The sequence below is a fragment of the Methylomarinum vadi genome, assembly GCF_000733935.1.
Taxonomy (GTDB): domain Bacteria; phylum Pseudomonadota; class Gammaproteobacteria; order Methylococcales; family Methylomonadaceae; genus Methylomarinum; species Methylomarinum vadi.
This window is the reverse complement of record NZ_JPON01000001.1, coordinates 419,407-442,166: the sequence shown is the minus strand read 5'-3', so window position 1 is coordinate 442,166 and position 22,760 is coordinate 419,407. Positions and strand designations below refer to the sequence as shown.

19 protein-coding genes are annotated in these 22,760 nt (G+C 50.0%); all 19 read right to left on the bottom strand.

The window, feature by feature from the left end; all coding sequences use genetic code 11:
- Nucleotides 1-2: 2 nt before the first annotated feature.
- Nucleotides 3-1,004, bottom strand: a complete 1,002-nt coding sequence (locus EP25_RS24120; RefSeq protein ID WP_051906334.1) for a PAAR-like domain-containing protein — start codon at nucleotides 1,002-1,004, stop codon at nucleotides 3-5.
- A complete protein-coding gene (locus tag EP25_RS0102285) occupies nucleotides 1,004-2,041 on the bottom strand; it encodes a 3-oxoacyl-ACP synthase (RefSeq protein ID WP_031432418.1) in 1,038 nt (345 codons plus the stop codon). The genes EP25_RS24120 and EP25_RS0102285 overlap by 1 nt, the downstream gene beginning before the upstream one ends.
- 36 nt (nucleotides 2,042-2,077) lie before the next feature.
- Nucleotides 2,078-2,290, bottom strand: coding sequence for a hypothetical protein (locus EP25_RS0102280; RefSeq protein WP_031432417.1), 213 nt, complete (start codon nucleotides 2,288-2,290; stop codon nucleotides 2,078-2,080).
- A complete protein-coding gene (locus EP25_RS0102275; RefSeq protein WP_031432416.1) occupies nucleotides 2,287-2,721 on the bottom strand; it encodes a PIN domain-containing protein in 435 nt (144 codons plus the stop codon). The genes EP25_RS0102280 and EP25_RS0102275 overlap by 4 nt, the downstream gene beginning before the upstream one ends.
- Before the next feature lie 12 nt (nucleotides 2,722-2,733).
- Nucleotides 2,734-3,843 carry a DUF2169 family type VI secretion system accessory protein gene (locus EP25_RS0102270; RefSeq protein WP_031432415.1) on the bottom strand — a complete coding sequence of 370 codons (1,110 nt, stop codon included), beginning with the start codon at nucleotides 3,841-3,843 and terminating at the stop codon, nucleotides 2,734-2,736.
- Between the two features lie 50 nt (nucleotides 3,844-3,893).
- The gene (locus EP25_RS0102265; RefSeq protein WP_051906333.1) at nucleotides 3,894-4,361 is read right to left on the bottom strand and encodes a DUF6484 domain-containing protein; all 468 of its coding nucleotides are present in this window, start codon (nucleotides 4,359-4,361) and stop codon (nucleotides 3,894-3,896) included.
- A 45-nt stretch (nucleotides 4,362-4,406) separates the two neighbouring features.
- Complete coding sequence (locus EP25_RS0102260) at nucleotides 4,407-6,632, bottom strand: type VI secretion system Vgr family protein (protein WP_031432413.1); 2,226 nt, start codon at nucleotides 6,630-6,632, stop codon at nucleotides 4,407-4,409.
- A 24-nt stretch (nucleotides 6,633-6,656) separates the two neighbouring features.
- Nucleotides 6,657-9,380: a type VI secretion system ATPase TssH gene (tssH, locus tag EP25_RS0102255; protein WP_031432412.1), complete on the bottom strand. Its 2,724-nt coding sequence runs from the start codon at nucleotides 9,378-9,380 to the stop codon at nucleotides 6,657-6,659.
- Nucleotides 9,377-10,402, bottom strand: a complete 1,026-nt coding sequence (gene tssG / locus EP25_RS0102250) for a type VI secretion system baseplate subunit TssG (RefSeq protein WP_031432411.1) — start codon at nucleotides 10,400-10,402, stop codon at nucleotides 9,377-9,379. The genes tssH and tssG overlap by 4 nt, the downstream gene beginning before the upstream one ends.
- Nucleotides 10,366-12,237, bottom strand: a complete 1,872-nt coding sequence (tssF, locus tag EP25_RS0102245; RefSeq protein ID WP_031432410.1) for a type VI secretion system baseplate subunit TssF — start codon at nucleotides 12,235-12,237, stop codon at nucleotides 10,366-10,368. Before tssF ends, tssG begins: the two co-directional genes overlap by 37 nt.
- Entirely contained in the window at nucleotides 12,234-12,896 is a 663-nt protein-coding gene (gene tssE, locus EP25_RS0102240) for a type VI secretion system baseplate subunit TssE (protein ID WP_051906332.1), read from the bottom strand. Before tssE ends, tssF begins: the two co-directional genes overlap by 4 nt.
- A gap of 1 nt (nucleotide 12,897) precedes the next feature.
- Nucleotides 12,898-13,707, bottom strand: coding sequence for a type VI secretion system accessory protein TagJ (locus EP25_RS0102235; RefSeq protein WP_031432408.1), 810 nt, complete (start codon nucleotides 13,705-13,707; stop codon nucleotides 12,898-12,900).
- A gap of 87 nt (nucleotides 13,708-13,794) precedes the next feature.
- Complete coding sequence (locus EP25_RS0102230) at nucleotides 13,795-14,280, bottom strand: Hcp family type VI secretion system effector (protein ID WP_031432407.1); 486 nt, start codon at nucleotides 14,278-14,280, stop codon at nucleotides 13,795-13,797.
- A 94-nt stretch (nucleotides 14,281-14,374) separates the two neighbouring features.
- A complete protein-coding gene (tssC, locus tag EP25_RS0102225) occupies nucleotides 14,375-15,874 on the bottom strand; it encodes a type VI secretion system contractile sheath large subunit (RefSeq protein WP_031432406.1) in 1,500 nt (499 codons plus the stop codon).
- A gap of 2 nt (nucleotides 15,875-15,876) precedes the next feature.
- Complete coding sequence (gene tssB / locus EP25_RS0102220; protein ID WP_031432405.1) at nucleotides 15,877-16,422, bottom strand: type VI secretion system contractile sheath small subunit; 546 nt, start codon at nucleotides 16,420-16,422, stop codon at nucleotides 15,877-15,879.
- 58 nt (nucleotides 16,423-16,480) lie between these two features.
- Nucleotides 16,481-17,530: a type VI secretion system protein TssA gene (gene tssA / locus EP25_RS0102215; RefSeq protein ID WP_235185805.1), complete on the bottom strand. Its 1,050-nt coding sequence runs from the start codon at nucleotides 17,528-17,530 to the stop codon at nucleotides 16,481-16,483.
- Between the two features lie 149 nt (nucleotides 17,531-17,679).
- Complete coding sequence (locus tag EP25_RS0102210; protein WP_031432403.1) at nucleotides 17,680-18,411, bottom strand: PP2C family protein-serine/threonine phosphatase; 732 nt, start codon at nucleotides 18,409-18,411, stop codon at nucleotides 17,680-17,682.
- Nucleotides 18,404-19,183 carry a type VI secretion system-associated protein TagF gene (tagF, locus tag EP25_RS0102205; RefSeq protein WP_051906330.1) on the bottom strand — a complete coding sequence of 260 codons (780 nt, stop codon included), beginning with the start codon at nucleotides 19,181-19,183 and terminating at the stop codon, nucleotides 18,404-18,406. The genes EP25_RS0102210 and tagF overlap by 8 nt, the downstream gene beginning before the upstream one ends.
- Entirely contained in the window at nucleotides 19,165-22,725 is a 3,561-nt protein-coding gene (tssM, locus tag EP25_RS0102200; RefSeq protein ID WP_084190926.1) for a type VI secretion system membrane subunit TssM, read from the bottom strand. The genes tagF and tssM overlap by 19 nt, the downstream gene beginning before the upstream one ends.
- Nucleotides 22,726-22,760 lie beyond the last annotated feature (35 nt).

The following is a 22,760-nucleotide window of genomic DNA, read 5'->3' as shown; positions in this document are numbered from 1 at the left end:
GATCATACCAACTCCGATGCATGACACATTGTTCCGGAACCGTTATTAAAATGAGTTGCCGTACAATCTTGTCCCGGCGCCGCAACTTCCGTATCGTCTTCAAAGTCCTTAAAATAGGCTTCCAAAACCAATTCGATACATTCCGCCTCCCATTCTTCAAGCCCTTTCGCTTTCTTTATCGATTTTGCACCATCCGATTTAAGATCGCCGAATTTTGATTTTCCGTCACTTGTACATTTTCTTGATGCTGCTCTGCTTGTTTGGCCGTGAGCTATGTTATGTTCCGTGCCGGCAATTGTGGCATGGCCTTCAAGACAAATACACGGAGCTTTGTTTTGATCGTATTTTTCCGCCGGATGGCCGGATCCCGGCTGAAAAATATTTCTTTTCTGCTGCCCAGTTGCCGCACTTTCGATCGCGTATAACGGTAAATTTCTCCCCCCTTCCATGACAAAACAAGCATTATCGATAATATGGTGTGATTGACTACCTTGTGGGCAGTCACGTTTGTCATAGGGATGTATCTCCGCAACAATTTTGTCGCATTTTTGTCCGGTACTCGCATACATCTGGTCAACGTGCGCCCAAGGTACACTATCATTTGCCATCGGACTCGCATGATTATGCGTCGTCATATCCAAATGGCGAACGACGTTTTCCCCTTCCACTTTTACATCCATTGACCAACTAACAAAATACGCTTTTCCTTTGATTTTGCTTGTAATCACCCCTTTCTTCGCAGCGCATCCGGCCTCATCTCCGGTGGACGTCTTAAAATATGACTTATTTTTTAACATCACCTCTTGACCGGAGATTTTTACTTTTTTACTACCGGAGGTAGTATCTTTCGCAAATGCGGTATTAGGATAAGGGACAGGAACTCCAGGCGGCGTTGCTGGATTTTCAGGGGGTGTAAAGCACACATCAGGAAACGCGCAAATAGATTTCCCATCCGCTTTTTTACAAGATATTTCCCTTCCATTGGCAAAGACATCATTCGCCATTAACTGCCTCCATTAAACCAAGTCATTATCATCGAAGAACGCTTTCCATCGTCATTGCCGAGATGGCACAAAATAGTATTCCCTTTACCATAATCGTTTTCACAAGCCGTTTTTATCATGGCGATTATGACTATCCCTATCGCACTACCAATTTCTCCGACACAATCTGCGGGATGCCAGATATCAAACTCGGTTCTGTGAGTTCTGTCGATGCGGCTAAATGCGAGACTAGTCTCCTTAAAATGATATAGCTCCCCCGAAACATCAGCGACCTTAAAATCAAGGACATTCTCATCGACACCGGCATCGCTCAACGATTCCTTGATTGCCGCAGTTAAACCATCCGCCTTTAGCGGCTCCTCAGAATAAATAGATGCCTGTTCAATACTAAATCCCAAACCGACACAGATCAACTGAGTTTCACACTCACTACTAACCCGTTCAATAACCAAAGCTGCCCCAGCCTCCCCGGGAACAAATCCGTTGGAATTCTGACTCGTCAACAACCGTTCATGTTCTTGATAATGCATCAGTGTCGGCCCAACCAGCAGGCTATCCGTCGCTGCAACCAGCACATGTTTGACACCTAATTCCTGAATCAAACGCCTAGCATGTTTCAACGCAACGGCCACAGCAACATGCCCACGAGCAATAACGCGGGATTTTTCATGGAATTCAAGTTGCAGTTCATCCTGTAAATCGAGGAAGAACTGGTTGTCGTCATCGATGACACGCCCTACACGATCATGCTCGGACAAACAGAGCAGCAATGGCGTTTTGGCAGGCACGATTAGCTTGTTCTCTTCCAAGCATTCTCTAATAGCGGCCGCGGCCATTTTAATCAGTTTGGTTTTGCCGCGCCAGGGCTGTTCCAATGGGACTTCGCTGCCCATGATCCACTCGCCGCCGCTGTCCATGAAGCGGGTTTCCTGGAAGTTGTCAATGGTACACCGGATCGCGGCGCAGGATGCCGGAGCATTGAGACCGACTCCGGTTACCATGCCGGTTCCGGTAATCGCTAGCGGAAAACCGGTCATATTATGATCTCAGTCCATTTGAACATGTAAACCTCGCTAATCTGATTGTTGCTCAATTTTATTTCTCAAGGCCATGGCGCTTTGACTGATTTCTTCGATACTCAACGGCTCATCCAGCTGTTGATGCCACTTGGTATAATCGAAAGGCTCTCTTTGAATCAAGGCAATAAAACGTTCAGCTTCAACATCTCCAAGATGTTGAGCCAGAACTTGTAAGCCTTTTATCTTTATTTCTGTATCGGTAATCATATGTTTGCCTCTTTTATAAAACCGATAGGGTCGGTAATTTTGACTTCTTGTATCGTAGCGGCTTTTTTAATGATCCCGTCATCAGTGGTCAAAAAATAGTCCGAATTCGCTAAAATCGCGCAGGAAATATGTAAGGCATCCAATCTTTTAACGCCAGTCGTTAACAAGCTCTTAGCTAATTCAATAAGCTGCGGGCTCTCGCCCACATCAAAGTTAGCATAGTTCCGCCATTTTGAAATTTGTCTTTTTCGCTCTTGAAACGGATTTTTGCTATTTTCATAATCGAGAATATATGACCATATCAGCTCATGATCGCCAGCTCTGATATCTTCCTGAATCTTTAGTTTTGCCTCGGATTCTAGCCTGATTCGTAGCTGGGATTGATCGTCAAAAGGCCTGTTGAAACAACAGTTATCCAGATAAAGTTTCATTCTTAATATTTATCAAATGTCTTCTTCCTCTTCCGCCCGATTAGCCTTGGCTAAATGGTCCAGCGATGGATAATAGGTCTTGCCTAATTCTCGCGCCCGCCACCAAGCGCGCGACATGTTGCCCGCCAATACCTGGGGGATCTCGAAGATGTTCTTTTTAAGCGGCAGGCTGGCGCGCCAGGTCATCGTGAAAATCCCCTGATCCGGCTCGATGACGATGGTATCGATGACGGCCTTGGTTTCATGTCGTTCGCCTTTTTTGCGGAAAAACACCACCGGCACGCCGATGGTCGGCAGATTGAAAGCGGTACGTCCTTCCGGAGTCAGATTAACCATGACGACTTCCTCGCCGCCTTGTGGATAAGGGATCCGTTGATCCGCTGGAGCGGACTGGTAATACAGTTCGTTGAAATCGGCGGGCAGGAACGGAAAGGTATTGTCGATCCAGTCTTGATCGTAGGTTCCGGCATATTGCAACCGTTCGGCCCAGCCCCGGCCTATAGGCCCGAACGCCATCGGTCTGTACTTGTCATTGGGGACTTGAATCGGTTTATCGATTTCTTCGGTATTGGGCATCGGCGTGCCGTTGACTAAGTCGTTACTTAACTGTTTGTGATACCCCTTGCCTATCGGATTCGGCATGTAAGCGCTGTGCTTTTCCTTGTCTTCATGGAAATTGTCCTGGCCGCCGAAAGCGACATCGTAACTGATCGGCATCACGGTAAAATCGGCCGGCATGCCTGGGGAAATAGTGATACCGGATTCCCAACATCTATTTCCAGTCACGACGAAAGTTTTGACCAGGGCGCCTAGTTTCAAGCCTACCTGAACCTTGTTGGCTGGGTGACCCTTCGGCGCATAAGCACTGCCGTTCAATAACACGTCACAATATTGCTTGACCGGCGCATAATCGACTTCATAAAGCGGAGCGGAGAACCCTGGTTCGCCGGTAAAGGTGTCGGCCTCAATCAAGGGGCGTTGCTCATCGGCGAGTTTGACTTGCTCGCCCTGTTTCGGAATCGTGAAAGTTCCCTTCACGGCTACCACCAGCAATTCCCGACCGTCGGGCCTCATGCCCATCGTATATCCCGCCTGCATGCCTGTGGAATTGAGAAGATCCATATATTTCTGCCGTTAAATTGTTGGGTACGCTATCGCGCGCCTAACCTATTTTAATTGATTTGCACGGAACCGCCTTTGATGCGGTTAACCCCCGAGGAACGGCTTAATAGATACGCTCCACGCAGAATCACTTTTCCCGCCTTGGTCAGCGTGATGCTGGCCTTGCCGCATTTCAGCGTGATATTCTGCCGCGCCGAGAGTACGATGCTCTCTCCGTCCAACTCGGCAAGTGCCGAATGCTCTTCTTCAGGGCTTTTTTCGACTGCCGCATGCTGGATTTTGCCGATAATCAACGGCAGTCGCGGGTCTCCTCCTTCGAACATCAAAGCGACCTCGCAACCGACGTCCTCGCTCTGCATCTGAGTTGTGGTCCGGGCCGGAACTGCAGTTTCCTCCGGATTGCCCGGAAACGCGACCAACGGCTGACCTTGAGGATCGATGCTCAACAACAGACCTATGACAACGCCATCGATTTTCTGCCGCAGTTCATTTGTTTTATTTTCTAGCTCGGTTTGCATTGAGATCCTCTTGAATACACGATTGGAAAATTTCGTGCGCTCGGATTAGTTTTGCAGAATTTTCTGCCCTTTCATCGTTATATTGTTTGATGCCTTAACATCAATTTTTGCCGAACCTTTTATTAAAATATCTTTTCCGATAATTTGTATGGTTCCATCTTTTTTCATGGTAATGCTAGCTGAGCCTGTTTTGATTACAACCTGATCACCCGCATCGATCACCAGGTTCTTGCCAACTTTAGTGGTTTGGTTCTGGCCAATGTTTTCCGATAAATCCTTACTGACCGACACGCTCTGGTTGGCGCCATAAGTTTCGCTAACATCGTCACCCACCGTGGTCGATTTGCTTGCCCCCACTTGTTGCGATTTCGAGGCGCCGACACTTTCGGTCATCGCCGCGCCCACGGAGACCGCATAGGCAGCGCCGATGGTCAGTTCCTTGGCGGCACCGATGGTTTCGGCCTTGTTGATAGCGACCGTTTCGGTTTTGTTGCTGCCGATGGTGACGGTACGATTACTGCCGATCGAAATGGTTTCGTTGCTGCCGACACTTTCGGTACGGTTGACGCCGATCGTGATATTTTCATTGGAGCCGACCTGCTCCGTGCGGTTATTGCCTATCGTGATCGATTCGTCGACATCGACCGTTTCCGTGCGATTGTTGCCGATGTGAATAGTCTCGTCGTTGCCGACATCCTCGCTGCGATCATGCCCTACCGACGTTGTTTCGTCATTTTCAACGATGTTGTCTTGATTTTTTTCGGCATGGATATAAACCTGCTCCTCGCCCTTCTTGTCCTCGAAGCGGATTTCGTTGAAATTGGCGGCAGCGCCGCCCTTGGAGCTGCGGCTCTTGATGCCGCTTTGGGTTTTGTTGGCCGGTAATTCGTAAGGCGGCGTTTGTTCGCCGTTATAGACACGTCCGGTGACGATGGGACGATCGGGGTCGCCCTCCAGAAATTCGACGATGACTTCCTGGCCGATGCGGGGTATATGGATACCGCCCCAGGTTTTTCCGGCCCATAATTGTGAGACGCGGACCCAGCAGGAGGAGTTTTCGTCGGATTGGCCGTAACGGTCCCAGTGAAATTGCAGTTTGACCCGGCTATGTTCGTCGGTATAGATTTCCTCGCCGGATGGCCCAACCACGATTGCCGTCTGTGGACCTTGAACGATAGGCTTGGGAGTGACCCGTGCGCTGCGATAAGGCGTGTTGCTCTCGATCACCGAAAAACTGTTGCTGTAGGCAGTGCCCCCTCCTTCCGATCCGGCTTCGAAACTATCGGCATGGATACTGTGGGTGACCGAGGCCAACAAGTACTCGCGGTTTTGATCTTCACGCGGATAGTCGGTCAGGGTAAACAATCCGCCGCAAAGCATGCCGCGCACGATGCTCTGGCCTTGAGCCTGTTCATATTGAGAATGCAATTCTTCGATGCGGGTGCGAACATAATTATTGCCGTCTCCGCTTTCGACATATTCGCCCGGATAATCGTAGATTTCATAGCTGGCCTCGCTATGTTGCCTGGCAACCGTGGAATTGACCTTGAGATCGGCTTTCGGTTTGACGAAATCGAAATCGTTCAACACATAGGCGCCCGGCTGTATTTTTTTATTCAGATACCAGCCATTGATACATTCCTCTTCCCTTACCGCCACTTGGTCCGGTGGGTAATACGGGATTTGTTCGTAGCCCTCAATGGAATCATGCGAGCTCAAATTGTCGGCGAGATATAAGCTGTGCTTTCCCTCTTCGTGCACGAAATAATAATAAATACCCTCCTGTTCCATCAAGCGGCTGACGAAATTAAAATCCGTCTCCCGGTATTGCACACAATATTCCCACGTTCGATAAGTGCCGCTCAAACGGTCGACAATATCGGTAAAACCCAGGTCTTTGCAGACCTGCTTGATAATGTCCGGAACGGTCTTGTTTTGGAAAATGCGGCAATCGGAGGTGCGGGTCAAAAACCATAACCAGGGATGGATGGTCGCGTGGTAGCGGGTAAAACGGCCTTCATTGACCCCCTGGGACAGGGAGGTGACGAAGCCGTTGAAATAACGTTCGCCGCCATTGAGCAGATTCAGACGGATGGAAACGTTCTGGCCCAGTAAATCTTCGAAATTTATATTCTCGCTACTGCCGAGCTCGACATTGATGGTGAACAGACGCCCGAGTTCTTCCGTTACCGTGACATCGCGCAGCAATAAGGCATCAGGCCCGAGCGGGGTGATGAATTCGATTTCACGATTTTGTTGGGTGACTGACATAAACGGGTCCGTTCACTGTGTAAGTTATTCGAAGCGATAACTGAACTCGCCGTTCTCGACTTCGATTCTAATGGCCGATAACGGTTCTCCTGTCATCATTTTAGTCAAAAATTCCTGGCTGACGGTCGGCAAGACGGTGTTGGTCAAAATGGCGTCGACCACCCTGGCGCCACTCTCGAGTTCGTTGCAACGGTCCGCGATCAATTGTATGACGGCCTCGTCGTAAGTGAACGGAATACCGTGGTTGGCCTTGACGCGTTTTTCGATTCTGCTCAATTGCAACTTGATAATGGCTTTCAGCATTTCGTCGCTAAGCGGATAATAAGGTATTGTCACCAATCTACCCAATAACGCGGCCGGGAATATTTTCAGCAACGGTTCGCGCAAGGCCTTGGCGATGCCCTCGGCATCCGGCATTAAGTCGGGGTCCTTGCACAAATTCATGATCAGGTCGGTACCGGCATTGGAGGTCAGCAGGATGATCGTATTCTTGAAGTCGATAAAACGACCCTCGGCGTCTTCCATCCAGCCTTTGTCGAAAACCTGGAAGAATATCTCGTGCACATCCGGATGGGCTTTTTCCACCTCGTCTAACAGAATCACGCTATAGGGACGACGCCGGACCGCCTCGGTCAAAATACCGCCTTCTCCGTAGCCCACATACCCCGGGGGAGAACCTTTCAGGGTCGAAACGGTATGCGCTTCCTGGTATTCGCTCATGTTAATGGTGATGATGTTTTCCTCGCCGCCATACAGGGCTTCCGCCAAGGCCAGGCCGGTTTCGGTTTTACCGACCCCGGACGGGCCGCACAACAGGAATACACCGATCGGCTTGCCAGGATTGTCCAAACTGGCGCGGGAAGTCTGTACCCGTCTCGCGATCATATCCAAGGCATGGCGCTGGCCGATGACGCGTTTGTTCAGCGTATCGCCCAACTGCAGGATGGCCTCGATCTCATTTTTCACCATGCGTCCTACCGGGATACCGGTCCAATCGGCAATGACCGAAGAAATCGCCTGGCCGTCGACGGTTGGGAACATCAGCGGCTGCTCCCCTTGCAGGTCATTTAATTTGACCTGCAAATCTTTGAGCTGCTGTTTCAATTCTTCTGGCTGAATTTCCACAGCGGAATCCGTTGAGGGGGCATTCTCCTCGTCGGCACTTTCGCCCTGTTCGGGGGAAGTGTCGACGACGGTTTCCCCTCTCAGTTGGGCGCGCAACTGCAAAATCTGTTCGACGACTTCCTTTTCTTGCTGCCAGCGTTGCTCCAGTTGTTCCAGGCGCTGCTGTTCCTCCTGCAGCTTGGAATCGACAACTTCCTTGCGATCCTTGATCTCGATACCGACCGCACTTTCCCGCTCGATAATCCCGGCTTCCACCTTGAGCGCCTCGATACGACGGCGACAGTCATCGACTTTCGCCGGCACGGCCGATTGACTGATCGCGACCCGGGCGCAGGCAGTATCCAGCACACTGACCGATTTATCCGGCAACTGCCGGTCGGGAATATAACGGTGCGACAATTTGACGGAATCCTCCAACGCCTCATCGAGCAATAATACCTGATGATGCTTTTCCATGACGGCCGCGACGCCGCGCATCATCATCAGAGCCTTGTCTTCGCTCGGCTCGTCGACCTTGACGACCTGGAAACGGCGGGTCAAGGCGGGGTCTTTCTCGAAATGTTTCTTGTACTCGGCCCAAGTGGTCGCGGCAACCGTGCGCAATGACCCTCTGGCCAAGGCCGGCTTGAGCAGATTGGCGGCATCGCCGGTGCCGGCCGCCCCGCCGGCGCCGATCAAGGTATGCGCTTCGTCGATGAACAAAATGATCGGTTTTTCCGAGGCTTGGACTTCCTCGATCACCTGGCGCAGCCGGTTTTCGAATTCGCCCTTCATGCTGGCGCCGGCTTGCAGCAAGCCCAGGTCCAACGTGCGGATGCTGACATTTTGCAACGGCGGCGGCACATCGCCGGCGGCAATACGTTGGGCAAAGCCTTCGACCACGGCTGTCTTGCCGACGCCGGCCTCGCCGGTCAAAATCGGGTTGTTTTGCCGGCGGCGCATCAAAATGTCGATGACTTGACGAATTTCGTCATCTCGGCCGACGATCGGATCGAGATCGCCCTTGCGGGCGGCCTCGGTCAGATCTACCGAAAACTGTTGTAAAGCAGCCTGTTTGCCCATTTGCGCCGGCGGCATGGCGCCCGAATATTCGCCGGGAGCAGCATTGCCGGCAAGCGCGCTGCCGTCATGGGCAGACAAATTATCTTCGGGAGAACCGGAAACGATCTTATCGAATTCATCCAGCAGCGTATCGGTATTGATCTTTTTGAACTGACCGGAGATGGCATATAAGTTATTGCGCAGATCCGGTGTTTTGACGATACCGACGATCAAATGGCCGCTGCGCACCTGATTGCTGCCATACATCAAGCTGGCATACAGCCAACCTTGCTCAACGGCCTGTTCGACATGCGCGGACAGATCGGAAATAGCGGTCGCCCCGGCGGGCAAACGATCCAGGGAATCGGTAAAATCACGGGCCAGATGGGAAGGGTTCAATTCGAAGCGTTTAATAATGCGGTGAAGGTCGGAATCCTGTAATTGCAGGATTTGATGCAGCCAATGTACCAGCTCAACATAGGCATTGCCGCGCATCTTACAAAACACCGTAGCGCTTTCGATGCCTTTGTAAGCCACGTTATTGAGTTTTCCAAACAACGCTGTTCGGCTAATTTCTGTCATACCATCCGCTCCATGTTGAGAAACAAATCATTCACCGCTTGTTGTCTTTTACCAGCTTGCAGCCAGCTTGTCCAGCCGAGCCTGCCATGGCCACCAAGTTGTAGCGAAGGGACTTCGGCGGCTTTTAAAACCAGGTTAACATCCCAAGTCAATTCAAAACCGACATAGTTCCTGACCAGGCCATGAAGCTTAGTCAAATTTTCCCCGTTCGGCAGCATTTTTTCATATTGCTCTAACGTTAATGGCCCGATGGTAATACGGAATTTATGTTGGCATTGCCAACTGCGCGTTCCGATCACCGTCGAAACGCCCAATTGTCCGGTCGTTTCATCCTGATCAAGAAAACAATAACTGTCAGCGGGCATATCCAGCCATTCGCCGACGAATTCATCCAGTCGTACCGGTACTTGAAAATAGTCTTGCAATATGACCTGAAGACCTTCGGCATGCCGGCAATGACACGCTAAATGTGCCGCAAAATGCAGTTTGGTATGATCCGAAATTTCATCGCGTTTACGCAGCGATGGTTCCGCCATGCCGGTCAGCGATCCGACATAAAAACTGAAACGGTCATGATCCGGCCGGTCCAATTGCACGGTCGGTTCTTTATCGGCCCAGGCACGATAAAACAAGCTTAGCAGACGGTGGTGAAACAAATCGGCGAATTCGGCGAAGGTCTCGTCTTTGGCGTGCCGTATCCGGCTTCGGGCATACTCGGTCAAATGCAAAGGCAATGGACCGTTGGGGCCGAACACGCCGAAAAAAAATACTTTCAATACGGCCGCCCGTTTGCCATCGAGCTTGAAAGAAGCCAGCATCGACGGCGCGAACTGCATACTGGGCTTTTGCCCCAGGCGAACAAGATCGTCGGCCGGTTTGGCCGAATACCCCAAGCGCGGTTTCTTTTTATTCAGGCACTCCATCAGCCGCAAGGCCTGATAAAAATCGAATTTATAAGGCGCTTGCCGCAACTGATCGAGCGGTTCTAAATCAAAGTTCGGGTGCCTGTTCTGACCGGCCATCGCATAATCTCGCCACGTTCTCGGGTTTTAATGACTACTTGAGTGAAACTGTTGATCGATACATATTTGCAAAAAAATCGCTCCAGTATCGCGCCCAGTAAAAAACAACTGCCGCCAACGAACGAGGATTCGTCGAAATTAACGCTGATCTCCACACCGCGACCGAATGTCATAGGTCCCTTGATAGGCACTCGCATCGTCACCGATCGACTGTGCACGGTCAATAACCCCTCGATCTGTTTGGCGATGGCGGGTTCGCTGAAATCGCCGTACAACCTGAGCAAATCCCGTAATGCCGTAGCGCCTTGACGGCTGTCGTTATTGATCAGGCTCAAATAATTCAGCGTCAAATGGTTGATCAAACGCCAGGCATGGCTTCCTTCGGCATGGGACGGCTTGGGGTCGGTCGGTCCCGCCAGGCAATGGATCGACTCTATCGGCGCACTGATTTCCCAAGTAAAATCAGACTTGCCCTCGCCGACCAACATGAGCTTAGGCAAGGAACGATTAGTACACAAGGTCCTCACCCCTAACTGGCGTAGATCGGTTCGATAAGGCAATTCGCCGGCATCGACCAGGGACAAGAACAATTCGCTGCCGACATAATCCGTTTTTAACTTACCTATGCCGCTTTGCGCCGCTTCGAGGGTCGGCTGCCGCCTGACGGTATAATAAGCGAAATCTCCCTGTATTCCGGAGTCCTGACGGTCCGAATAAAACGGCCGAAAAATTTGTTCGTTTTTCGAACCGGCCCCGTAACCGGCGACTTCCAAAATGCTGAATACCTCGAAGTCTTGCGGCCGGGTTCGATCGATGACCAAGTGATGCTCACTGCTGTATTGGTCGAGATGGATCCGGTCGGTGCGTTTGGGAAAAAGATTAATCGCCGGCGTGCAATTCAACTTGAAATGATCACTGCTGATAACGTCTTCCAATTCATCCTTGGCGCTGTCGAGAAGAATCACGATTTCGACTTCGTCGCCTCGGCAACACTGCAAAGCCGAATTTAATTGCCGCAATTGGAAAAACAGAAAACGCTGCGGTAATGCAAAATATTCCTGCAACAAACGATAGCCCTGAAAGGAGGCCGCCGTATAAGGCAATAGCGCCTCGTTTTCACCAAAGCCTAGTGACTCGATGCAGGACTTATGCAAAACGTGCGTTTTCCCATCCGCCGTTTTGTCCTTGATGACGACCGCGGCGCCATGGCCGATAATTAATTCATACAATTCTCCCGGCAACGCACCGGTACCATGCAGATAAAAAGGCAGATGGTCGATCTGCATTTCATGGAAGCCGATTTCCAACACCGTTTGCAGTTTCAAGCACAAACCGGCTTTGACGCCTTTCACTGAAGAACCGGCATATCGCAAGGCTTCGCCCAATGGCAAATAAGAGGCCTCTTTAAGCTTGACTGGCCACAGCGTTAATTCATGGGCCGTTTGAAATTCGCATTTGCTGCGGCCTTTGGCCCCCGTATTGCTGAATAAGCGGGTGTGCCTAGGCAGTTGAAAGCCTTCTTCGCTGATGCCTCCCTGTAAATCCGGGCGTATCTCGACAACGGTCATCGAGGGTAACGGCGCCAAATAATGCGGATAAACGATTTCCAGCAAATGTTGAGTGAAACGGGGAAATTCCGCTTCCATTTTCAACTGCACTCGGGCAGTCAAAAAGGCGAAGCTTTCCAATAACCTTTCAACATAAGGATCGGCGCATTCGGTTCCCCCCAGGTCCAAGCCGGCGGCTATCTTCGGATAACGTTTGGCGAATTCGCCCCCCATTTCGCGAATGAACTGGAGCTCTCGATTGTAATGCTCAAGAAACTTGGGATTCATCGCTTGGCCCCGGTTTGGCGGTAGTCATACACCGAAACATTGCCGCTTTCCAGTTCGAATTCGGTACGCAAATGCAAATGCAAAGGTTGAGGTTCGGCCCACAGTTCGCCTTCGATTTCAAAGGTGACGGCATTATGGTCGAACATACTCTTATCGGCTAGTATTCTGATGACCAAGGTCTTCTTAATGATACGTGGCTCGAAATCGATTATCACTTGCTTCAATAAGCGCTCTAAATGGCGGATATCGAAACCGGAAACGGTTTTTCCGGTTAAATCCGGCAAGCCATAATTAAGGACCGATCGCGCTATTTCCGGATAGCCTTCCAGCTCCTGTTGCGGCGAATATTGACTGGCATTCAGCAACCAGTCCAAGTCTCTTTTCACGCAAGCCCGCAGTTCCCTCAACGAGCTGAGTGACGCACTCAACACATTTTGTTGCAAGCGCAGTTGCTCCAGTTGCTGCAAAAGTTGATGGTGTTTTTTTTGGAAATCCGGTTCGGAGTCGTCCATTTGTCGTTTACTCAATTCCATGAGTTCTTTCTCGATACGATGAATTTGTTGATTCTGTCGCTGTATGGAATTATTGACTGGATCGTCGTCGGTCAAACGATCCAACAATGAAGGCAGAAAACGTTCCTTAGGTAGCGTTCTGGCCACCCTATGACTCCTGGTCGTTATCCAACCCGGCGTTAAACTGTATCGACCTAACATCCATCAAGGGATATTCGTCGACATCGGTCACCCAAATTTTTTGCCCTATGCCCAAAAACAAATCCTCACCGCAATCCTGCCATTCGGTTTTACGCGAAAGGGCCAGCAATGACTCGTATTGATATGAAAAAGGATAACGCGCCGGGATTAATCCGTAATTTTCCCCGCCATTTTGCCAAGTAAAGTGTGCCGGCAACCAAATCACATCGCGTAAATCGACGGGCTCGTCGACCACGATCGATTTCAGGTTTTCAAAAGGCACCCATAGATAGCGGCCATCGATGATGGCTTCCATGACAGGCCCCAGTCTGGGGTCGCTGTCTGCAATCCAGGCGAACGATTTTTCATCGATGATCCCCGAGGTGACCTCGGCCTCATCGAATGCCTGAGTTCTGAGTTGTTGCGATTTTGCGTACTCGCCCTGAGCGGTTAATTTCAATGCCTGCAATAACAAGGCAACCCATTCTTTAGGCTTGCCGAACACCACCGGCTCCTTGTTGCCCATGAACACTTGCTCACGCAGGCGTTCGCAAGTAATCACCTGGCGGTACATAGTTACCATCGCCAGGGTACTGTCATCCATATCGCCGGCTACATTTAATTGGGTCAAGGCCCTGTCCCATTGCCCCATTACCGCAAGAAGCTGAAATAGAAACACACGCAGCTCGACGTTGGCCGGTTGTTTTCTTACCTGTTCTTGCAATGCGAGCAAGGCGGTATCGATATCGCCCTGTTTCAGAGATTCTTCCGCGGTCATATGTATATTCAGTTATTGTTTACTTGCATCTGCCTACCGGCAAACGACGTAAGTCGTCCGTCGGTAAGCAGTTGAGGAGAAAAATTCTTATATCGCTTTGTTGGTTTCAAGATCCCATCCCTTAGGACCGACTGCCGTATCGGCACTGCCATCGTTTTTGATCGGAGTATAGGTCCATTTAATTTTGTCGTAGACGAAAGTGACGCTTTCGCGGGGACGAGAGGAACCGCCACCGCTGAGACTGATCGATTGCACCATCACGTTTTCAAGTTCGTATTTGAGGTAGCAAACTTTTTCACCGGTTTCCTGGGTTTGTTCCAAAACCAATTTGGCGATATGTTTCCCCTGGGCACAATATTGATTCAGGTCAGGCGTCGATTTATCCACGCTTTTGCTGACGACAAAGGGGCCGAAATCGGCTCTTGCGGCCGCGCGACCGCCTGTGCCGCTAGGGCCCGACATCGGTTGGGATACATTAGCGCTGTAACTGTCGACCTCTATCCAATCTTTGTGTTTCTCATCGGTTGATTCGCCTTTAATGGGTTCGATCTGTAAATATGTACTTGTAGCCATCGTAATTTACCTTGATTATAAGATTAATAAACTTCACATCCCTTTATTTACCAGTTATTCCTGAATTGATAACGCCGTTGATTTATCCGCTCCGTCATCCTCCTTTTTGAGAAGGCAATTTAGAAACCAAACGCAAGGAAACGGTTAACCCTTCGAGTTGATAATGAGGCCTCAAGAAGAATTTGGAGGTGTAATACCCCGGATTGCCTTCAACTTCCTCGACCACGACTTCCGCGGCGGCCAACGGTTTTCTAGCTTTGTCCTCTTCCGATGCGGTCGCCGGATTCGCTTCCACATAATTGCTAATCCATTTATTCAACCATTTTTCCATATCGTCCCGTTCCTTGAAGGAACCGATCTTGTCCCTGACGATACATTTCAGGTAGTGGGCGAAACGGCAAGTGGCGAATAAGTAAGGCAGCCGCGCAGCAAGATTGGCGTTCGCGGTCGCATCGGGGTCGTCATATTCGGCCGGCTTTTGCAGGGATTGCGCGCCGATGAAGGCCGCGAAATCCGAATTTTTTTTATGCAACAGCGGCATGAAACCATTCTTGGCCAGTTCCGCTTCACGCCGGTCACTGATGGCGATTTCGGTCGGGCATTTCATATCGACCCCGCCATCGTCGGTCGGGAAAGTATGGGTCGGTAGGCCTTCGACCGCCCCACCGGATTCGATACCGCGAATTCTCGAGCACCAACCATAAAGTTTGAAGGCCCGGTTAATATTGACGCCCATCGCATAGGCCGAATTGGACCATGTGTATTTACTGTGGTCGGCATGAGCGACGTCTTCTTCAAAATCGAATTCCTCCACCGGCGCAGTATTGGCGCCATAGGGCAAACGCGATAGAAAACGCGGCAGGGTCAAACCGATGTAACGGGAATCTTCCGATTCGCGCAGGGAACGCCAACTCGCATATTCCGGCGTTTGGAAAATCTTGGTTAAATCGCGCGGATCGGCCAGTTCCTGCCAGGAATCCATATTCATCAAACGAGGTGCTGCCGCAGCAATAAAAGGCACATGGGCGGAGGCGGAAATTTCGGCGATACCATTGAGAAATTCGACGTCCGGCGGTGTATGGTCGAATTCATAGTCACCGATCAAACAACCGAACGGCTCACCGCCGAATTGGCCGTATTCATGTTCATAAATTTTCTTGAAAAGCGGGCTTTGATCCCAGGCCGTCCCCTTAAATTTTTTCAAGGTCTTATGAACATCCTTTTTGGAGATATTCATGACCTTGATCTTTAACATTTCATCGGTTTCGGTATTGTTCACCAAATGATGCATACCCCTCCAACTGCCTTCCAGTTTCTGGAAGTCCTCGTGGTGCATAATCAAGTTGACCTGATCGCTCAGGCGCTTGTCGATTTCGGCGATCAATGATTCGATGGTTTTTACCGCGTCCTCTGAAATCAAGGCGGTTTCGGCCAATGCTTGTTCAGCTAAAGTTCTGACGGCGTTTTCGACCGCTTCCTTTGCTCTATCCGATTTTGGCTTGAATTCTTTTTGCAGCAGTGCTGAAAAATCCGGACTTTCCTGAACCTCGCCTTCGGCGGCTGCGGCGGTAGCTTCGACTTCTGTTTCAGCCATGGTTAACTCTCCTCTGATTTATCGTCACTTGATTCATTAGCCTCGGCACCCGCTTCCGGCTTAGGCGCAGAAGCCAACGATTGCAACAAGGCCGGATCATTCAATGCCTTGGCGATTAATTCTTCCGCGCCGCCTTTGCCGTCCATATAGGTTAACAAGTTAGCCAGTTGAGTTCTGGCCTGTAGCAGCTTATTCAGAGCCTCGACCTTACTGGCGACGGCCGCAGGAGAAAAATCATCCATGTTTTCGAAAGTGATATCGACGCTCAAATTGCCTTCTCCGGTCAACACATTGGGAACCTGAAAAGCGACTCTCGGTTTCATCGCTTTTAAGCGGTCATCGAAATTATCCACGTCGATTTCGAGAAAATCACGGTCGCCTACCGCTGGTAACGGATCGGCCGGTTTGCCGGACAAATCCGCCATGACACCCATCACAAACGGCAATTGAATAGTTTTTTCGGCGCCATACAATTCCACATCGTATTCAATCTGCACCCTGGGCGCCCGGTTCCTGGCGATGAATTTCTGACTACTTGCTTTAGCCATTATCGGCCTCCTGATTTAGTGTTGCTGTATGTTGTTATCTTCATTTTCCAAGAGAAAATTAGTCTTCGTTGTTTTGTATTCCGCAGATGTTTTCCGCTTGATGTACCGCGTCGGGGGTCAAGTCACGAAGAATATCGATAAAATTCATCGACAGTAGCTTTTTGGCTCTCAACAGTAAAAAAGGTACGGGGCTGGACGGTTCGTACCGCTCGAAATATTTGCAAATTTCATCGATCGCGCGCACCACATCTTCCCGGCTGTGGATTCCTTCTTTTTTTACCGCTTTTGCAATGGCCGGTTGTTCTCCGGCAGCCACGCTACCTTCTTCACCCGAGCCTTCGACTGCTTGGCTAATAGCCTCGTTTTCCGGCCTTTCCTGGATTTTCTCGGTCAACAAGCCATCGATGCTCCCCAATATATTCGTCAACGCCGACAAATCCGGGGCATTAACAGTGTCCGCTTTTTCGATGACTATGGTCAACAGTTCCTTCACTAATGCCAGGGACTGTCTAACAGCGTCCTGTAAGGATTTGAGCACGTCAAAATCGGTATCATTAAATGCCGCATCGATGATGGTTGGATCAGGTTGTTCTTCCTCGCCGGAAACCGTTATTTTTCCATGGGCGATTTCATGTTCGCGCCAGGAAAAGTTTCCCATGGCCGATTGAGTCAACGGCAGATGATTGACCGGGCCGACGATTAACCGATAATCGTTTAAGCCGGACAAGGTATTGATGCGTAGAATCGGATAATCGTCCTCGGGATCTTGCAATGGATAGACTTCGTCCCAATGGTCTTGCAGCCAACCCTTGATCAGTGCCAACCCTTGCTGCAATCCAGCGAACCCCTCCATTCTGACCAAAGCACAAATTAAATGCATGGCAATTTGTACATCGTGACTGCGCTCCAGCAATTCCACGGCCAGCTTACGCACGACTTTCCAGTCAGGTTCCTCGGCGGGAATGATCGAGTCCCCCATTTGCCTTTCTTCGACAAAACGGGCCGCATCCTCCAGCTGCAAAAATAACGGATCTTCTTCGAGGTTTTCACCACAAGGGGCGTCCGCTGAAATGTCTTGAAGCAATTGTTCTAGATTTAGGTCGGCCAACGACATCACCATTAGAATTTAATTAAATAACCATTTATTAAGCTTAAATATCAAAGCCTTATAATCAATTATCCAGATACTACCACCAACAATCACCGACAGAAAAGCAATTTGAAACTCTTCACAAAACTATTCAAAGCATAGACCAATTAAGCGGTTTGGCGACAACATTTCACCACCAGCACGGTGATATTGTCGCGTCCTCCCCTCAGAAGAGCCAAATCCATTAAAAGATCGACCGCCTGCCGGTAAGGCGCCTGCCCGAGAATGTCTTCGATCTCACTGTCCGCCACTTCCTTGGTCAACCCATCGCTGCACAGCAGAAAAATATCGTCATGGCAGGCTTCCAATGCTTGAGCATCAAGAAAAACTTCACTTTCCCCACCGATAGCATGCGTCAAAGTTTGCGCATAGGGATTCTGCTTGATTTCCTCCATGGAATAGCCGTCCGCCAACAGTTTGGACTCATTATTGTGGTCGCGAGTGATTTGCTTCAATATGCCACGCCTGAAGAGATAAATGCGACTATCCCCCGACCACATCGTCACGCAATGATGACGATGCGCCAGTAATATTGCGACCGTGCTGCCAATGACGTCGTTCTCGCCATGAACCGCCGCATGATCGAGGAGATGTTGGTTGACATGATGCAATTGTTGATAAATCCGTTTGACTGTTGCGCCGATGTATTTCGTTGGCTCCAGATCCTGCATGGCTTTGACGATCGCGCGACTGGCGAAATCTCCATCCTTATGTCCTCCCATCCCATCGGCGACCACCCACAGGCTTTTCTCCGGTATATTGGCGAATGCATCCTGATTGATACTTCGAATTTTCCCTATATGGGTTCTACCGTAGGATAACCATGACGTACTAGGCATTGCGTTGATTGTTTCCTTGATTTCCAAACGGCAAAGAAGGATAGCGGTTCCCTTCCCATCCCCATTTTTTCCAATTACCGTCGAACATCGCCGCCATGCCATCGAAAGGCGGCAAACCTTCGCAAATCAATAAGGAAGGAGCAACCCGTTCTGAGCCTTGCGTCCACCAAACGCTATAGGCAAAGAATTGTTCTTTCAATTGTGTGTCCAAAAAACAAGGTAAAACATCGCAGATGTTTTGTTTATTGCCGAACGTCTGTTGCCAGGCGTGATGACTGGGCTGACGTTCGCTGGGTTCCTCATCGAAACCGTTGACACAGTTATCATTCAGTATTTCGGGGCTCAACCGGCTCAATTGGTCGTTGAATTCCTGCAGGTTAAAATTATCGGCCAGACTGGAGAGAGCTAGGGTTTCGGCATTGGTGAACCAAGTTACTTCTCGTTGCATGGCAAGAAAAGGGTTGATGTTATGTTGATTCAGCAGGCCAATGGTCATCGGATAATAGCGCCCCACCCTATCGACACTGGGCATCAAAATTCCCAGCCAGCTATGTTCGCCGCAAATACCTGGAGAAAGCACAAAACGATAAATCGGACTGGTCAGGTAACTATCCAGCCAATTATTACCCAATTGCCGCCGACTGGTTATTACGGCCTCCTGTAGCCAGGCATCCCAGGGATCGATGAAACTGGCCGGCAAGCCCCTGCTTACGAAATCTCCATGCGTAGGAACTTTGCCGTAATATCCGTTAACTATAGATTCGATAAGCATTGAAAGGATTGCAGGTCGTTTAATTGAAAAGGATTGACAGCACTATTCGCTTGTAATTCAAGCTTAACCTCGCGCCCTTGAATGTTGAATGTCATGATAAAGATGGCCGGATTGGAAGTGCGGGCAATATGCGCTTCATCGAAAACCCGGAACAACGCCCAGGGACCGTCCTTCGACAGACCGGAATAACCTTGTAATGGAGGTAACAATTGCACTCTTACCTGACCGGAATTATTCGGCCCCGGCCATTTCATCGCCACCGGTCTGAGCGGCCCATGGGCATACGTCAAAACCTGTCCGTCGACATCCATGACGAACTGCACGATGGAAGGGCTCATTGAAATCGGCTTCAACTTAAAACTCACCGTAGGCGCCTGTTTACCCATGCGGAAGAAGATATTCTTGATGTTATCGGCCCGCTGGAACTGTTTCAAGGCGCCGTAGGAAATGCCGCCACCGCCTTCGCCACGAGAATTCCAGCGCCAGTTTTTGCCGCCCTTTTCGACCGAGGCGGCCAGATATTTATTGAAGAACTCATCCATCAGCCCGCCTGGTCCGAAGAAATAAGTAAAATCCTCGTAGGTAATTTCACGGGAATTTTTAGCGATCGGATACAAGCCCTGGATGGCTTTCTGGCAAAAAGGAAGAACGGTCGAACGCCACATCGCATTCAAATGCTTCCGGATACCGCCGCTGACCAGGTTACCGCTACCTTCGGCGATACTATCCATCATGCTGCTGACAGGGAATGGCGTTCGCTTACCTTCCAATTTGACTTTCTCGATCACCTGGACGATTTGTTTCCGTTGCTCCATCACCAATTCGTCGCCGCTGGCATGCAACAACGAATTGAGATAAACATATAATTCGTTCAAGACCGACAAGGTGCGGTCCAGTGGCGGAGGGACGCCGTCTTTGCTCAGCACGATTTCATGCAGCCCTTTGAAATAATCGGTCACCATATTGATGGTAACTTCCGTACCGGCAGTGCCCCTGGCTTCCGGTGTCGTGCTCATGATGCGGTCTAATGACGATCTGGCGCTATCGAACTTTTCGCTGGCTTTGGCCAGCAAGGAATCTTCTTTTTTAGCCAGACAAGCCATGCTGGTTTCCTGATCCACCGATTGCAAAAATAATTTTATCGGTGAGTGTTCGCCGGAAATGATATTGAGCATTTCGACCATTTGCACCTGACTGGTAAAGGGTTTGAGCTGTATATCCTGCAATAATTCGTCCCAATGCTTGATATAGTCTTGCAGATATAATTTCAGCACGTCTTCCTGCAACACTTTCAATTCTTCCTTGGAAAGTGTTTTTTCGTCCTTTATCCCAAAGACCCAATTATCACTCGCTTGCCGATCGATAAGCCGCTCCTTGTTAGGTAAAAAAACCTCTTTATAACCGGCACAGGTAAAGAGCCCCGGAACACCGCTACTCAACGGTTTGCCACTCTTGCTGATTAGGATCAACGGCGCATCCCGGCCGGCTTTTTCGCTGACCCGAAAATCTGCGATATCGTTGTTACTCAGTTCCAATTTTAGCCGTGAATAGACGCGTTGCGCGACCGGCGTATCCATTAACAAGTCGCGCGTTTGCTGGATCAGGGCCGCATTCAAAGGCCGGGGCATCGGCGCCGGCCGCACCGCCAATAGGGCTTGTAAATGTTGATCGAGATCGTTTCGCTGCTGTGTCGTTACTTCCAGCGGCAGGTTATATTTCCAATCCAGTTTAAACCAATTGGCGATCGCCGCCGCATCGTAATGTTCCGCGCTGGCAATCATTAAATAAGCCTTAAGCGCCTCGTATAAATATTCGCTATTGTTGGTATTGGTTTGCAACTGGTTTTCAAGCCGCGACAACAGTCTGGGTAAAAAAACGTTTTTTAACAATTTGTGATACAAGGAGACTTCGGCTTCGCCCAGCTTGTCCCCTTGATACAGACCGAAACGCAAAGACCACGGCGCGCCGTGTTGTTGATCGGCAAAACCGCCAGGCAAATCGCGGGCACGATTCAATAACGGCAGAACGACTAATGGGTCGGGCTGCTCGGGATCGATAGTCTCGATGTCCTTTTGCAAATTGCTGGTTTTTGCTGCCACATCCTCAATATAGGCTTGGTTGCGCATATAGCTGGTGACCCAGACAACAGCCATCAATACGGCGACGGCGCCCAGGCCGACGAAAGCGCCGCGTTGCATCCAGAAACGTTTTTTTTCCAATTTCAGGTTGGTGCCGGCCAGACCGGATTCGGCAAAAATGACCGACCGCAACAAGCGATTGATAAAAAAACTTTTGCCCTGCCCGCTGGCGGCGGTCTGCAATTGATTATCCAGGCCAAAATTATTGGCTAACGACCCCATGATCCGGTCGATCGGCGACCCCTCCTGAGTCGCGCTGGTAAAATAAATACCGCGGAACATGGCCGGATGCGCGTAACGGCTGGTCTGGAACACTTCTTCCAGGAAAGGCTTGATCACCGACTGCAATGAACTGAATTGCTGCGGAAAGGTATAGATCAGATTACGTCGTTCCCCGCTCCTCTCCTGCTCTAGTTTGTATAACAATTGCCGTTGCAGATTTTGTTGCAATAACGGAAATTCGCTGTTGAATTGTTCCAGGGCATTATGCTGCTCTTGTTCGTCCAGCGGAAAGGTCATGCCCCATACCTGGGATCGTTGTTCATGGTCGAGGTCGTCGAAAAATTCCATGAACCCGGCCAGCAGATCGCATTTAGTAAAGAGCAAATAAACTGGAAAACGAATATTGAACCGATCGTACAATTCCTGGATCCGTTTGCGTATCGCCGTGGCTTGCTGCAATTGTTGCTCGGAGTTTTGCTGCAATAAATCGGCAACGCTGACGGCGATAATGACCCCGTTAATGGGGCGGCGGCTGCGATTTTTTTTCAATAAATCCAAAAAACCCAACCAAGCAGCCTGATCGACCGTTTCGTGGCTGTCTTGCGTGGTATAGCGTCCGGCGGTATCCAACAATACGGCATCATCGGCGAACCACCAATCACAGTTACGCGTGCCGCCGACACCGCGAATGGCATCTTTACCGTAGCGATCGGACAAAGGAAATTTTAAATCGGAATTTTTCAGCAGCGTCGTCTTACCAGACCCCGGCGGTCCAATGATGATATACCACGGCAATTGATAGAGAAATTGCCGATCGAATCCGCCGCCCAGTTTGGTTTGCTTTAAGATATCGAGCGCTTCCTGCATTCTTTTTTTCAAGGTCTGCAGTTCATCCATGGAAGCTTGTTGATCGGGACTCAAGCCCGGCTCGGCCGTCCCCATCATCGCCGACATCACTTGGTTATTCTTTTTTTTGTTCTTGTAATAAAACCAAAGTTGAACGATCAGCCAGAATAGGAACAAACCAATAATTAAAAACCAGCGGTTTTCCTCTGCTTCCAACGGGGAATAGTCGGCGAAGGCAAACAGCGGGCCAACAAACCATATCAGCAAGGCGAGCGCAATGATCCCGAGCAAGGAAATAAACCAACGCTGCCTAATAAAATTCAATAGCTTCTTCATGTTTGGAATCCATTTTCGCCCGTCGCGAGGACGGC

What these genes read in the sequence shown, in the direction of transcription:
- EP25_RS24120 (WP_051906334.1), bottom strand. Translation starts at nt 1,004, where the DNA reads ATGGCGAATGATGTCTTTGCCAATGGAAGGGAAATATCTTGTAAAAAA.
- EP25_RS0102285 (WP_031432418.1), bottom strand. Translation starts at nt 2,041, where the DNA reads ATGACCGGTTTTCCGCTAGCGATTACCGGAACCGGCATGGTAACCGGA.
- EP25_RS0102280 (WP_031432417.1), bottom strand. Translation starts at nt 2,290, where the DNA reads ATGATTACCGATACAGAAATAAAGATAAAAGGCTTACAAGTTCTGGCT.
- EP25_RS0102275 (WP_031432416.1), bottom strand. Translation starts at nt 2,721, where the DNA reads ATGAAACTTTATCTGGATAACTGTTGTTTCAACAGGCCTTTTGACGAT.
- EP25_RS0102270 (WP_031432415.1), bottom strand. Translation starts at nt 3,843, where the DNA reads ATGGATCTTCTCAATTCCACAGGCATGCAGGCGGGATATACGATGGGC.
- EP25_RS0102265 (WP_051906333.1), bottom strand. Translation starts at nt 4,361, where the DNA reads ATGCAAACCGAGCTAGAAAATAAAACAAATGAACTGCGGCAGAAAATC.
- EP25_RS0102260 (WP_031432413.1), bottom strand. Translation starts at nt 6,632, where the DNA reads ATGTCAGTCACCCAACAAAATCGTGAAATCGAATTCATCACCCCGCTC.
- tssH (WP_031432412.1), bottom strand. Translation starts at nt 9,380, where the DNA reads ATGACAGAAATTAGCCGAACAGCGTTGTTTGGAAAACTCAATAACGTG.
- tssG (WP_031432411.1), bottom strand. Translation starts at nt 10,402, where the DNA reads ATGGCCGGTCAGAACAGGCACCCGAACTTTGATTTAGAACCGCTCGAT.
- tssF (WP_031432410.1), bottom strand. Translation starts at nt 12,237, where the DNA reads ATGAATCCCAAGTTTCTTGAGCATTACAATCGAGAGCTCCAGTTCATT.
- EP25_RS0102235 (WP_031432408.1), bottom strand. Translation starts at nt 13,707, where the DNA reads ATGACCGCGGAAGAATCTCTGAAACAGGGCGATATCGATACCGCCTTG.
- EP25_RS0102230 (WP_031432407.1), bottom strand. Translation starts at nt 14,280, where the DNA reads ATGGCTACAAGTACATATTTACAGATCGAACCCATTAAAGGCGAATCA.
- tssC (WP_031432406.1), bottom strand. Translation starts at nt 15,874, where the DNA reads ATGGCTGAAACAGAAGTCGAAGCTACCGCCGCAGCCGCCGAAGGCGAG.
- tssB (WP_031432405.1), bottom strand. Translation starts at nt 16,422, where the DNA reads ATGGCTAAAGCAAGTAGTCAGAAATTCATCGCCAGGAACCGGGCGCCC.
- EP25_RS0102210 (WP_031432403.1), bottom strand. Translation starts at nt 18,411, where the DNA reads ATGCCTAGTACGTCATGGTTATCCTACGGTAGAACCCATATAGGGAAA.
- tagF (WP_051906330.1), bottom strand. Translation starts at nt 19,183, where the DNA reads ATGCTTATCGAATCTATAGTTAACGGATATTACGGCAAAGTTCCTACG.
- tssM (WP_084190926.1), bottom strand. Translation starts at nt 22,725, where the DNA reads ATGAAGAAGCTATTGAATTTTATTAGGCAGCGTTGGTTTATTTCCTTG.